Origin of the sequence: Thermodesulfobium acidiphilum (assembly GCF_003057965.1) — a bacterium.
Classification (GTDB): domain Bacteria; phylum Thermodesulfobiota; class Thermodesulfobiia; order Thermodesulfobiales; family Thermodesulfobiaceae; genus Thermodesulfobium; species Thermodesulfobium acidiphilum.
Map to the genome: position 1 here is coordinate 242,569 of NZ_CP020921.1, position 14,022 is coordinate 256,590.

Below are 14,022 nucleotides of genomic sequence, written 5' to 3' on the forward strand. Positions count from 1 at the left end.
CAATTTATCTTTCTATTTTATAATGTTATAAAAAGCATCTCTTTGGGCACTTTCAAAACCAGCTGATTTTATGAGATTTTCTAGTTCTTCTGTGCTTTGAGGCTTGTGGTTTTGTCCCATTGCGCTTGCAACCACGTTTTCTTCAAGCATCACTGAACCTAGATCATTTGCCCCGCAAAGTAGAGCAACTGGCGCTACATCTTTTCCTACTGTAAGCCACGATGCACCTATATTTGGTATATTATCAAAAAAAATTCTTGATAGTGCTACAGTTTTTAAATAATCAATTTTGTTTTCCCATTTTGTTTTACTTTTTGATTTAAAAATCCAGGGGATAAATGCTATGAAGCCTCCAGTTTCATCTTGTAGATCTCTTACTTTTTTAAGATGTTGCAATCTATCATCAATCGTTTCGCCGAAGCCTATTACCATGGTAGCAGTACTCATTAAACCTGAATAGTGAGCAATTCTATGAATGTGTAGCCATGTAGAAGACGAGATCTTTTTTGGGCTAATTGTTTGCCTAATTTTGTCGACCAATATTTCTGCTCCAGCTCCAGGGAGCCCCTGAAGTCCAGCATCCTTTAATTTTTCTATTACTTCCTTATAAGAGATACGTTCAATTTTTGAAAAATGATCTATTTCTGCAGCTGATAGTGAATGAAGCACTAAATTGGGATATTTTTTTTTAATGTGTTTGAATATTTCTATTATATCTATAAGCCTAAACTCTGGGTCCAGTCCACCTTGAAGCATAATTTGTGTTGCATTAAGCTTTACAGCTTCGTCTACTCGTTTATAAATTTCAGCCTTAGAAAGCCTGATAGAATTTTTACTTCCTACAGGTACGCTAAAATAGCAGAATTTACAGTTTGAAGTACAAACGTTACTATAATTTATATTTCTATCTATAATATAAGTTACTTTTTTGTGTCCGAACTCAGCCCTTGTTTTGTCAGCCAATTTTGCAAGCTCAAATAATGGCAAATCGAAAAGTTTTTTTGCCTGTGGTATGCTTATTCTATTTTTTATCATGTGCACCTCTTAAAATTTATTAATAATTTAAGCTTTTTATTAATTTTTCTAATTCAAATAGTCCCTTCAAGTCATTCGTGTCAAGGATATATGACAAATTTGAATAATATTCATTTGCGGATGTCTTTTTATATTTCCAATCTAAATTATTTTTTTCTATTTCGGCGAACTTTAAAGCAAGCGAATAGGTTTTAATAAAGTCTAATAAAAGATCGTTTCTAATTTCTTTTCGCGCGGCAAGCAGCGAAAAAACAGTGGGCAAATTAGTTTGTTGTTTCCAGAGTTCTGACACGTCGTATACGAAACTATTATTTTTATTATCCATAAAGCTTAAGGCATCGTCACCAATAATTACCTGAGCGCAGAAGTTACTTGAATTCTTAGAGAAAATAGGATTGATTCTATAAAATTTTCTAAGTATACATATTACCATGCTATTGATAGTATTTGAGGTGTTCGATAACCTTATTATCTTTTTGTCAAGATTTTCAATTGGTTCGTTTGAGACAAGAAAGGTGCTAAGAACTGGTCCGTAGCAAGAAAGACCAAATGGTAAAATTGGTTTGAGCAAATCCTGATTGTTAATCCAGGTAACTGAAGATATTGTTGCAACGTCTAGTTTATCGTTTAATAACATATCGTTTAGGGTTGCGGGATCTGACAGGAAAAATTTATAACCAATTTTTTCAAGTCCCAGTTTCACCGGCAAAAAATTGTAAAACTTTATCAAACCAAACCTTAAAAAATTTTCATTAGTTTTCATTTTTTTGTCTCCCGATTTTTCTAAGATAAACAAACAATTTTTATCCTATCTTTTCGTAAAGAGAATTTCTTTCGAAAGGAACGAGACCAATATTCGTTATCATATCCTTTAGGCTTTCAGCCGATAATCCTCCTGGTTCTGGAGATCCTCCTTCGTGCATAATTTTCTCGTCTACTAAAGTGCCTTCAAGATCATCTGCGCCAGTCCAGAGCGCCATGAGCGCGCAATCTTGTCCTATTGATGGCCAATATGCTTTTATGTGAGGAATTGACAAAACTAAGCGCGAAATTGCAATTGTTTTAAGGGTTTTAATACTTGTTGCTGGTTTTATATGTCTAAATTTTGTGTTTAAAGGTTGAAATTTCAATGGGATAAAGGCCTGGAAGCCTCCTGTTTTTTGCTGTAGATCTTCTAAAAGATTCAGGTGTTCCAATATATCGTCAAAAGTTTCAAAATGGCCATATAACATAGTAGCATTTGATTTTAATCCAATTTTGTGGGCAATTTCATGAATTTTGAGCCACATTTCTGGCGAGGTCTTCTTAGTTAGAAGCTTTGTTCTCATAGAATCTTTTAATATTTCTGCTCCCCCACCTGTAAGGGATACGCTGCCGTGGTTTAAGAGATCTTCAATTATGCTTTCTATTGGTTTGTTCTCTTCCTTTGCGTAGAACTCAACTTCTACTGCCGTAAGAGATTTTATTGTAGCTTTTGGAAGCGTCTTTCTAATTGAATCTAGGATTTTAAGGACTTCATTCCACTTCAAATCTGGATTAAGACCTGAAGTAATATGAACCTCGCTTAACCATGTTAAACCCTGTAGCTTAGAGGCAACGACCTCTGGCGATAGCTTATATGCATCAAAGTCATCTTTGTTCCTGGCAAAAGGACAAAAGCCGCATCTTTCTACACAAATGTTGGTAAGGTTTAGATGAATATTTTTTGCAAAGAAGACGTTTTTGCCGTATAGAGAGCTTTTCTTTTTATTGGCCTCGTTGAACAAATCTATTGGATTATCTATTAAATTTTTTAAGTCTGATCTATTCATTTAATATGCTCTCCGGTATGTCTGGAATAGAAGGAATTAAAGATTTTTCAAATGCAACCTTATACAATATGTTTAGCGATTTGTACAAACTTTCATGAAATTTAATAGTATAATCGTTTACATACATATTTACAAATTTTTCATTCATTTCAGAATTAAGATCTCTGCCAAATTTCATGGCATGTGTGAGTGCTTCCTCAGGATGTGCTTTCCCCCATTTTATGGATTCTCTTAACAGGTTATTTATCATAATTCTTTCGTTTCTTAAACTTTTATGAATAGCGTTGCCACCTAATGGCAAGGGTAAATTATATTTTTCATACCACCACTCTCCAAGATCTACTATCTTTTTTAATCCCATATTTTTGTAAGAAAGTTGTCCTTCATGAATTAATAGACCTGCATCAACTTCTGAGTTAATAACTTTATCCATTATTTGATCGAAAGGAACGAATACTTCTTTGTGATCCTGTGAATATATGCGAAAAACTAAAGTTGCAGTAGTGAGCTCTCCCGGAAGGGCAATAACTTTGTTCTCCAGATTTGAAAGGGGATTTTTTGAAATAAGTATTGGGCCGTATTTATCTCCTACACTTGAACCTACGCTCATAAGATCATACTTGTCTATAATGTATGGTAGGGCATGATAAGAAATTGCGCTAATGTGATAGCGTCCGTTTATTGCTTCCTTGTTAAGAGTTTCTATATCTGATAGGGTTTCTTCTAATTCATATTTTGATTCGATTTTCCCATGCGTTAAGGCATAAAACATAAATGCATCATCAGGATCTGGGCTGTGTGCAACTGTTAATTTCATTAAAAACCTCCTAAAATTAATTATTTTTTAAGTATCTTTAACAATTTTTCAATAAAAAAATCTGAAAATTCTACAAGTGGTTTATCGGACGTAATAGAATCGATCACAAACTCACTTATTGAACCAACAATAATTGTTACGACGATATATTTTTCTACTTCTTCCATTTTTTGATTGGAAAGAATATTTAAAAAAAGCTTTTCCAACTTTTTCCTTACAGAAAATCTTTGTTCTTCGAATTGAGGCCCAAGACTAAAGGCTTCTATAAAGACGAATTTTGTTAGTTCACGATATTTTTCTAATATTCTAAAACCTTCCTTCAAAGCTGACCTAAAAATTTCTTCGAAAGTGTTTCCTTTAGCTTTGTTTTCAATTTTTTTGATAAGTTGATTGCTTAACTCTTCCACTAACTTTATTACCAGGTCTCTTTTTCCGGGGAAATAAAAGTAAAACGCACCTTTAGATGTGTTTGAATCTTCTACAATCTCATCAACGTTTGTGTAATGATACCCTTTGTTTGAAAAAAGCCTTAGTGCACTTTTAAGTATTTTATTTTTTGTAATAGAAGGTTTCTTGTTTTTCATATTGATATGATAGCATTTTTTGTATAATTTGTAAACCGACTGGTCGGTCTAAAAATTATACAAAAATAATATATAAATTAATTATTTCTAATAAAAATAGAATTCTCAGAAGGCTTTATTCAAAAATTCAAGAAGAATTGTTGCGTTGTTTAGATGGCTTTTAGAAGAGTATAAAAGAGTAACAGTAGAATTTTTTTCAATTTGTTTGATTTTTTCTATAAGTTCACCATTTCTCTCTAGTTCTGAAAAGTATCTTTTTTTAAATTCTTCGAATTTTTCAGGGTCATGTGAATACCATTTTCTCAGTTCATTTGTTGGTGCAATTTCCTTTAGCCAGAGATCTATTGCTGCCGTTTCTCTTTTTATGCCTCTTGGCCATAGTCTATCTACTAATATTCGATAGCCGTCTTGTGTTGAATATCTTTCATAAATACTCTTAATTCTTATCAAATTGCCCTCCCTGAGGTGTGCTTAAAAAAGTTGTTTTATATAATGTATCTATATATTTAGTATATATGATAAAATTAATTAATTTTGATAATATTAGATAATAAGTTGGGGTGAAATATGGGTACTCATGCTCTCTTTAAAAGATATGAAGGAAATCCAATTATTACAGCAGAAGATGTATCCTGCGAAGCTCATACCGTTTTTAATCCTGCAGCCGCAAAGTTCGAAAACAAGGTTATTCTTGTTTTGAGAGTAGAAGAACAAAGAGGGTTTTCTTACCTTATAAGAGCTTTTAGTGAGGACGGCGTTAATAATTGGAAAATTGACGATAAACCCTTTATGATTCATGAGCCCCAGATGGGAGAGCAATTCTGGGGATTAGAAGATCCCAGACTAACTTATATGGAAGAATTTGATCAATATTATCTAACTTATGTTTCGTTTGCACCAGGTGGGCCACAACTTTCTTTAGTTACTACTAGAGATTTTGAAAGAATATGCAGGCACGGTAATCTTTTTTATCCGGATAACAAAGACGGTGCCTTTTATCCAAAAAGATTTAACGGTAGATGGGCTTTGATCCATAGACCATATGCAAGGGGAAGGGCTGAAATATGGCTTTCTTTTACCCCCGATCTAAAGCACTACGGGGATCATACCTGTATCATCCCAGTTCGAGAGGGTTGGTGGGATTGTACAAGGGTTGGTATGGGACCCCCACCAATAGAGACTCCTGAGGGATGGCTTGTAATATATCATGGAGTTAGGACTACTGCCTCCGGCTCTCTTTATAGGGTTGGATTGGCTTTATTTGATTTGGATGATCCCACTAAACTTATCTGCAGGACCAATAGATGGGTTCTGGCACCAGAAACGCCATATGAGCTGATTGGAGATGTCCCGGGAGTGTGCTTTCCATGTGGCGCTATATGCGATGAGAATACTAGAGAGGTAATGCTTTATTATGGAGGTGCTGATACATCGACTTGTGTGGCATTTTCTACTATTGACGATATACTTGACTTTATCAAAGAAGACCAAAAAATAGGAAGGACTTTTTACTCGTTATGAGAGGTACTACAAAAGGAGCATCTCCAGATTTTAATGTGGCTTTTGTGGGCACCTATGTGCCAAGGCTATGCGGAATTGCTACTTTTACACATGACATTGCAAAATCTGTTGCTATGTGGTATCCAGATGACGCTTTTGAAAACAGGTGTGTAAGAGTTGTTGCAATGTCAAATGGTGTCTATTCATATCCCAGGGAAGTTTTTTTTGATATCAGAGAAAAGTTTAAAACAGATTATATAAAGGCAGCTGAGTTCATAAATATTTCAAATGTCAATGTAGTAAGCCTTCAACACGAATTTGGTATATATGGTGGTGAACATGGAGGTTATGTTCTTGATTTTCTAAAAAATTTAAAAAAACCTGTTGTAACTACCCTTCACACTGTTTTAGAGAAGCCAATAGAAGGTCAAAAAGAAGTTTTAGAAGAGATCTGCAGCCTGTCTTCAAGAATTGTTGTTTGTGCACAAAAAGCTCAGGAAATATTAGAAAGGGTCTATAGAGTTTCATCTGAAAAGATTTCTATGATTTATCACGGAGCTCCTGATGTTCCTTTTATGGATCCCTCATATTATAAAGATATCCTTAATCTTGAAGGAAAGACCGTTATTTTGACCTTTGGACTCTTAGGGCCCAGCAAGGGGATAGAATATGGTATAGAGGCTTTGAGCAAAATTTATAGAGATTATCCAAACGCTGTATACGTAGTACTTGGTGCAACTCATCCAGAAGTAAAAAGACTTTACGGAGAAAGCTATAGAATTAGCTTGCAAAAAATGGCTTATGAGGAAGGGATAGTTGATAACGTAATTTTTATTGATAGATATGTATCTTTCGAAGAATTGATGAACTTTTTAATTATGGCTGACATATATCTTACACCTTATTTGTCTTTAGAACAGATAGTTTCAGGAACCTTGACTTATGCAATTGCAGCTGGGAAAGCTATAATTTCTACTCCATATTGGTATGCTCAAGAAATGCTTCAAGATGAAAGAGGTGTTCTTGTTCCGTTTAGAGATAGTGATGCCCTATCCAATGCACTTAGAAGACTCTTAACAGATGTTCCTTACAGAAATAGATTGAGAAAAAACGCTTATGATTTTGGCAGAAAGATGATCTGGAAGAACGTTGCAAGAGAATATATTGAGCTTTTTGACGAGGCAATTAAGACTTATTCTAAGGAAAAAAATTTTATATACATTTCAAAAAAAGACTTAATTGGAAAGGAATCATTTCAGACAAAGCTTCCTTCTGTTCACCTTGCGCATCTAAAATTCTTAACTGATGAAACAGGGATATTACAACACGCCCTATACAATATGCCAAATAGAAATCACGGCTACTGTATTGATGATAATGCTAGAGCTTTTATGGTTCTTATCTTGTATTATGAACTTTTCAAAGATCAGAGCATACTTTATCTTTTGTATAGATTCTTATCTTTTATTCACAATGCTTTTGAAGAAAGAACTGGCAGGTTTTTGAACTTTTTAAAATATGATAGAACGTGGATTGATGATTTTAGTGAGGATGCGCATGCAAGAACTCTTCTTGCTTTAGCTACAGCAATACAATGGCCAGCAGTTCCAGAATTAATTCCTATTTGTGCTACTATTTTTGAAAAGGGTATAAAACAAGTTACGGATTTTACTTCTGTAAGGGGAATTAGCCTTTCTATTATTGCTTGTGACAAATTTGTTAGGACTTATCCGGGGGCTAAAGAGATAAAGGATATATTAATTAATCTATCAGAGAAGCTGTTCGATCTTTATAGGAACAATATTTCTGATGATTGGATTTTTCCTGAAAATATACTAACTTATGATAATGCAAGACAACCTCAAGCTTTAATTAGAGCTGGCCAGCAACTTGGCAGTGATGAAATGATTGAACTTGGTATTAGGAGTCTAAGGTGGTTAATAGAAATCCAAACAAATCAAGAAACACAATATCTTAGCATTATAGGGAATAGAGGGTGGTATAGGAGAGGATCTAGTAAGGCTCAATTTGATCAACAACCGATAGAATTAAGTAGCCTTTCTTGTGCGTGTATAGATGCTTACTTTCAAACTGGTGACAAATATTTTTATAACAATGTGATGAAAGCCTTAAGGTGGTTTTTAGGAGAAAACGATTCTTTTTGTCCTGTTGCAAAAGTTGAAACGGGCGGTTGTTATGATGGCTTAGAGCCTCAGGGCGTTAACAAAAATATGGGAGCGGAGTCAACAATATCTTATTTGATGACATTACTTCACGCATATAAATTAATATTTAAAAGAGGCGATTGATATTTTGTGAAAATCGGTATTAAAAAATTTGGCGACAAGTATATATCTAATGATAAAAAATTTTCTATACTTGCCTTTGATTTAGGAAATTCTAGATTAAAATGCTCTTATTTTGAAGATTCGTGTATGAAACATTATGGAGTTTTTCGATTAGATGAGATTTTTGTAAATAATAAATTTTATTCTCAACCTCTCGATAAGTGGTTAAAAGAAAAAGGAATCAATAATGATGTTAAGTGTTTTATCTCTTCTGTAAATTTAACTATAGAAAAACACCTTTTGTCATTTTTGAATGAAATTTTTTTTTCTATTAAAGTTATTGAACCAAAAGATCTTGTTGGCGTGATTGAGATTGAATACGATATAGATATGATAGGAATTGATAGATTGCTGCACTCTATTGGAGCATCGCTTTTTTATGGGGATAGAGTTTGTGTTGTGGATATGGGGACAGCTATTACACTTGACTTAACTAAAGGAAACGTATATAAAGGTGGCTTTATCATGCCAGGAATAGATATGATTTGTAAGTCTATAAAACTTTTTTTGCCACATCTGCCAGTGATAGATATAACAATTAATCATAAAAACGTTCCTTCAAGAAACACGAACGAAGCTCTAAATAACGGTATATTTTATTCTATAGTTTATGGCCTTGAAGGCATTGTTAAGTCGTGGCATGAAAAGTTTGGAGACTTTACTACTGTTCTGACTGGTGGTAGTGCAAGATTTTTTGAAAGCGAGCTGTCATGGCCATATTTCCCTCACCTGACACTTTGGGGGATATATAGATATGCAGAGTACATAGAATCTTTGAATGAGAAAGGTTTTTAATTTAATGATAAATATATTTAATAAAATTTTGAAAGGGATGGTAATATGGGGAAAACTATCAAAACAATTAGTTTAGCCTCTCATGTTGGGGCAGGGAAGACTTCACTAACTGAAGCGCTTTTGTTTTATGCAAAGAAAATTTCAAGGTTGGGTTCTGTAGATTCTGGGAATACAGTTACGGATTATGATGTAGAAGAGATAAAGAGAAAGATGACTCTTTCGCTTTCTGTAGTAAACTTTGAGGAGGAAGGCACTAAATACAACATTATAGATACTCCAGGATTTTTTGACTTTGAAAGCGATGTTATAGCTGCAGAAAGCGTGTCAGAGGGCCTGGTTTTGTTGTTAAATGCTACAAGTACGCTGGAGGTTGGCATTGAGAAGATCTTAAAAAGATTAAAGGCGAATCCAAAACCATTTATGGTTGTAGTAAACAAGATGGATAAAGAGGGGGCAGATTTTTTTAATGCGGTTAATGAGTTAAGATTAAAGTCGTTAGGCTTTAATATTGCTTGTATGTATCTGCCTTTTGGTAATGCAGGTGAATTTAAAGGCATGGTTCATGTGATGAGCAAAAAAAGCATTGTTTTTGATGGTGATTTCAAATTTCATATTGAAGAATCATTTCCAGAAGAATTGGAAACAAGAATTGAGGAAGAACAAGAGAGACTAAAAGAAGCTGCAGCTGAGGGCGATGACACCATTTTGGAAAAATATCTTGCTGGAGAAGATCTAAGCGAGGAAGAAATTGTTTCAAGTTTGAAAAATGCAGTAAAGCTTGGCAAGACTGCTTTGGTAATACCTGTTTCTTCTGTAAAGGGCTACGGTATAGCTCAACTGGTTAGGGCGTTTGGTTACTACTTCCCAGATTATAGCGAAAAAGAAAACCTTGAAATGTACTCAGAAAAGGAGATGAAGGTTTTCCCGATTAATTCAGACTCTGAACTCATCATACAAATTTTTAAGACCGTGCTCGATCCCTTTGTCGGAAAAGTTAGCTTTGCAAAAATTCTAAGCGGTTCATATAAGGGAGAATCCGTTTTGTACAATGTTACCAAGCAACAGGAGGAAAGGATAGCAAGCGTTAGCTTTCCGTTCGGAAAAGAACCTGTTATTACTAAGGAAGCCGATTGTGGGGATATTGTTACCTTTTCCAAGCTCCAGATTACAACTACCAACGACACTCTTTCACGCTCTAAAATAAAATACGAACCAAAGAAAATAGAGTTTCCAAAACCAACCTTTTTTATGGGAGTTTATCCAAAAGTAAAAGGCGATGAGGATAAACTTGGTTCTGCTATTATAAAGTTTATTGAAGAAGATCCATCAATGTTTTATGGAAAAAGTCCAGAAACAGGTGAATTTTTGCTTGGTGGTTTGGGGGATATCCAGATGGACGTTCTAATGGAGAAAGTTAAAAGAAGGTTTAAGGTAGAAGGCACCCTCGTAAAGCCAAAGGTTGCTTATAGAGAATCTATTAAAATTCCGGTTGTAGCGGAAGGCAAGCACAAAAAGCAAACTGGAGGACATGGTCAGTATGGTCATGTCATAATAAAATTTGAACCTATTGGTTATGAAGAAGAATTTATTTTTGAAAGTCAGATCGTAGGTGGAGTCGTCCCAAAACAGTATGTACCTGCTGTGGAAAAGGGTTTACGCGAAGTTCTTGGCAGCGGACATTTGGCAGGCTATCCAGTAATAGGCATTAAGGCAATTTTAGTAGATGGTTCTTATCATGAAGTGGATTCTAATGAACTTTCATTTAAAATGGCTGCACATCTTGCTTTCAAAAAGGCTATGGAAAAGGCGAAACCAGTTTTACTTGAGCCAATTAACTATATTGAGGTAACGGTACCGAAGGACTTTACTGGAGATGTTATGGGAGACCTGAATTCCAAGAGAGGAAGAATTCAAGGGATGGATTCTATAAAGGATTCTGAAACTGTTATAAAGGCATACGTTCCTCAAAGTGAAATTGTAAATTATGCAATGGATTTAAGATCCATTACTCAGGGTAGGGGTTCTTTTGTAACCAGATTTGATCATTTTGAAGAAGCCCCTCCTCAGATTGCCGAAAAAGTTATAAAGGAAGCAAGTGTTGAAAGTAGCAAATAATGCCTTACAATCTAATTTTATTTTATTAGCTCAGGTCTTCGACAAGCTTGAAAAAGAGACCTCGAGACTAAAGATGATGGAGATTCTTGCAGATTATTTTGAAAATATTTCTCCAGAAGATGTAAGAATTGCTATCTATCTTTTATCAGGAAAAACAGGACCATCCTTTGAAGCTGTAGACTTTGGGGTGGGAGAGAAGTTTGTTATTGAGTCTTTGTTGAGAATTTATGGGGGGTTTAAGGTCGAGATTGAAGATTTATATAAAGAATTAGGAGATCTTGGATTAGTAGCAAAAAATATAGTGAAGGATAAAGAAAGCTCCTTAACTCTTAATGAGGTTTTTAGTTATCTTAAAACAATAGCTCTTACTTCAGGGCCTAGTTCCCAAGACAAAAAGATAGAACTTCTTACCGAAATGCTAGACAGAGCAAGTTCTTTAGAGGCTCTTTACTTAGTAAGAATCATTCTTGGTAGACTTAGATTGGGAGCACAGGATGCTACTGTAATTGAGGCTCTTTCCTTTGCCAGGGTCAAGAGTAAGGATTTGAAGCCAAAAATCGAGAGATGCTATAACCTGACTTCTGATCTTGGTTATGTTGCTTATATATTATTTAAAGAGGGAGAGGAAGCATTAGATTTTGTACGTGCTATTGTCGGAAATCCTATTAGGATGGCACTGGCAGAAAGAATGGAAAACCCAGAAGAGATCTTTAATAAAGTAGGCAAGTGTATTGTAGAGCCTAAATATGATGGATTTCGATGTCAGGTTCATAAAATTGACAATAAGGTTAAAATTTATTCGAGAAATCTTGAAGATAATACTTATATGTTTCCAGAAATAGTCGAATCTACAATTAAGTTTTGCAGAGCAAAGGATTGTATTTTTGAAGGAGAAGCAATTAGTTTTGATCCTGAAACCCTACGCTTTATGCCCTTTCAAATAACTGTCCAAAGAAAGAGAAAGCATAATATCTTAAAGGTAGCTGCAAAATTTCCGTTAAGACTAGAAGTATTTGATCTGCTTTACAAAGATGGCCTTGATATTACATCAAAACCTCTATTTGAAAGAAAAAAGCTCCTAAATGACACAATAGTGAAAAATGAAACGATTGTAATATCTGATTCCTATGAGGTTGACAGTCCAGAAAAAATAAAGAACTTGTTTGAGAATTACGTTTCTCAGGGCATGGAAGGAATAATGATAAAGAGATTAGATGGAGTATATCAGGCAGGCTCACGGAATTTTAACTGGATAAAATTGAAGAGATCTATGAAACAATCAATTCTCTCCGATACGATTGATGCTGTTATCATGGGATATTTTTATGGAAAAGGGCAAAGAATAAAGTTAGGGATAGGATCTTTGTTGATAGGTTTGTATGATCCTGAAATGGATTGTTTTGAAACAATAGCGAAACTAGGTTCAGGATTTACTGAGGAAGAATGGATGGAACTTCTTAAAAATCTTGAAGAAATAAGGACTAACTTCAAACCTAACAATTATGTATCAGAAATAAATCCTGATTTTTGGGTAAAACCAAAGATAGTAGTTGAGGTTGAAGCAGATGAAATAACAGTTAGTCCTGTACATACTGTCGGAAGAAAGGGATTGAATAAAGATTATTTAAATAATTTGCCCACAGGAAGTGGCTTTGCACTTAGGTTTCCTAGAGCAAAGAGAATAAGATATGACAAAAGTCCCTTTGATTCTACTACGCCAAATGAAATTTATGAAATGTATGAACTCTCAAAAAACAAAAAGAGTAAGGATATTTCAGAAAATTCTGTTAATTTAGATTCCACAAAGTTGCTAAAAAAAACTAAAATGAAGGATAAAGATAAGACTTTATTTGACTGAGGAGGATAAAAGTTAAAAATGAATAAGAAGGCTATTTTAATGTGTCCAGGTCCATCTGAGGTTAATCCAGAAGTATTTTTGGCTATGGCTAAGCCCCTCGTAAGTCATGTTGATCCAACTTTTTTTGCTCTTTTAGATCAGCTTCAAGGCCAACTTAAAACAATATTCCAAACTGAAAACATCTGTATGCTTTTGTCTGGTACCGGGACATCTGGTATGGAAGCATCACTTATTAATTTCCTTGAACCAGATGACAGAGTTCTAGTTGGGGTAATAGGACATTTTGGAGATAGGATAAGAATGATCGCAGAAAGAATTGGTTGTAATGTAAAAGTAGTTAGCGCACCTGAGGGCAAAGCGCTTGATCCGGACGATGTAGAGATAGCTATAAAGGGATTTTCTCCTAAGCTTTTTGCTTGCGTTCACGCTGAAACGTCTACTGGCGTGCTTCAGCCTCTTGAAGATATTATGAATATTTGCAAAAAGTACGAGGTTCTAACCCTAGTTGACACCGTTGCTTCATTGGGTGGAGTTAATGTTCCTGTAGATAGTTTAGGAATCGATATAGTTTATAGCGGTTCGCAAAAGTGTTTGGGTTGTCCTCCAGGCGTAGCTCCTATAAGTTTTAGCCCAAGAGCTGAAAGGATTTTGGAGTCTTTAACGCCCAGAAATTACTATCTTGATCTCAGGCTTATAAGAAAATACTGGCTTGAGAGAGTATACCATCATACTCCACCAGTAAGCCTTTTTTATGCGTGTAACAAGGGATTTGATCTTATTATTGAAGAAGGTTTGATAAACAGATTTGAAAGACACAGAAAAATAGGTCTTGCATTACAAAAAGGGCTTGAGGCTATGGGCTTTAAGTTGGTTGCTGATAAAAATGTTCAGAACCCTGTGGTTACTGCAGTTTATCTTCCTGCTGAAATAGAGGATATAAAGCTAAGAAAGATATTATTGGAGGAATTTGGGATTGAAATAGCTTTAGGCATTGCTCAGTTAAAGGGGAAGATTGCCAGATTTGGAACTATGGCTGAATCTGCAAGGCCTCAAAATGTTTTGTATTTGTTGAGTGCATTAGAAAATATACTAAAACGCTATAAAATATTTAAAGAAAGCGGAACAGATGTTGCATCTAGCATGCTTTAGAAAAGGGTTG

At 34.8% G+C, this 14,022-nt stretch carries 12 protein-coding genes; 6 read left to right on the top strand and 6 right to left on the bottom strand.

From position 1 onward, the window contains the following. Positions 1-12 precede the first annotated feature (12 nt). From TDSAC_RS01195 to TDSAC_RS01220, 6 genes are all read right to left on the bottom strand, one after another. Positions 13-1,035 (bottom strand): CofH family radical SAM protein, encoded by a 1,023-nt coding sequence (locus tag TDSAC_RS01195; protein ID WP_108308179.1) that lies wholly within the window; start codon positions 1,033-1,035, stop codon positions 13-15. A gap of 19 nt (positions 1,036-1,054) precedes the next feature. Beyond that, complete coding sequence (locus tag TDSAC_RS01200) at positions 1,055-1,798, bottom strand: menaquinone biosynthesis protein (RefSeq protein WP_108308182.1); 744 nt, start codon at positions 1,796-1,798, stop codon at positions 1,055-1,057. A gap of 40 nt (positions 1,799-1,838) precedes the next feature. After that, a complete protein-coding gene (locus tag TDSAC_RS01205; protein WP_108308184.1) occupies positions 1,839-2,846 on the bottom strand; it encodes a radical SAM protein in 1,008 nt (335 codons plus the stop codon). Next, positions 2,839-3,663, bottom strand: a complete 825-nt coding sequence (locus tag TDSAC_RS01210) for an MqnA/MqnD/SBP family protein (protein WP_108308187.1) — start codon at positions 3,661-3,663, stop codon at positions 2,839-2,841. The genes TDSAC_RS01205 and TDSAC_RS01210 overlap by 8 nt, the downstream gene beginning before the upstream one ends. Before the next feature lie 20 nt (positions 3,664-3,683). Then, the gene (locus TDSAC_RS01215; protein WP_108308190.1) at positions 3,684-4,247 is read right to left on the bottom strand and encodes a TetR/AcrR family transcriptional regulator; all 564 of its coding nucleotides are present in this window, start codon (positions 4,245-4,247) and stop codon (positions 3,684-3,686) included. A gap of 105 nt (positions 4,248-4,352) precedes the next feature. Further along, on the bottom strand, positions 4,353-4,697 hold the full coding sequence (locus TDSAC_RS01220; RefSeq protein WP_108308192.1) for a DUF488 domain-containing protein: 345 nt from the start codon (positions 4,695-4,697) through the stop codon (positions 4,353-4,355). 117 nt (positions 4,698-4,814) lie between these two features. Between TDSAC_RS01220 and TDSAC_RS01225 the strand changes: the two genes are divergently transcribed. From TDSAC_RS01225 to TDSAC_RS01250, 6 genes are read left to right on the top strand one after another with little or no spacing between them, the layout of a single operon-like run. Further along, the gene (locus TDSAC_RS01225) at positions 4,815-5,768 is read left to right on the top strand and encodes a glycoside hydrolase family 130 protein (protein ID WP_108308195.1); all 954 of its coding nucleotides are present in this window, start codon (positions 4,815-4,817) and stop codon (positions 5,766-5,768) included. Further along, positions 5,765-8,056, top strand: coding sequence for a glycosyltransferase family 4 protein (locus tag TDSAC_RS01230; RefSeq protein WP_108308197.1), 2,292 nt, complete (start codon positions 5,765-5,767; stop codon positions 8,054-8,056). Before TDSAC_RS01225 ends, TDSAC_RS01230 begins: the two co-directional genes overlap by 4 nt. 6 nt (positions 8,057-8,062) lie before the next feature. Further along, positions 8,063-8,890, top strand: coding sequence for a type III pantothenate kinase (locus TDSAC_RS01235; RefSeq protein WP_108308199.1), 828 nt, complete (start codon positions 8,063-8,065; stop codon positions 8,888-8,890). Positions 8,891-8,935: 45 nt separating this feature from the next. Beyond that, a complete protein-coding gene (locus tag TDSAC_RS01240; RefSeq protein ID WP_108308202.1) occupies positions 8,936-11,005 on the top strand; it encodes an elongation factor G in 2,070 nt (689 codons plus the stop codon). Further along, a complete protein-coding gene (locus TDSAC_RS01245; RefSeq protein ID WP_199919834.1) occupies positions 10,989-12,863 on the top strand; it encodes an ATP-dependent DNA ligase in 1,875 nt (624 codons plus the stop codon). Before TDSAC_RS01240 ends, TDSAC_RS01245 begins: the two co-directional genes overlap by 17 nt. Positions 12,864-12,881: 18 nt before the next feature. Next, complete coding sequence (locus TDSAC_RS01250) at positions 12,882-14,012, top strand: pyridoxal-phosphate-dependent aminotransferase family protein (protein ID WP_108308206.1); 1,131 nt, start codon at positions 12,882-12,884, stop codon at positions 14,010-14,012. Positions 14,013-14,022 lie beyond the last annotated feature (10 nt).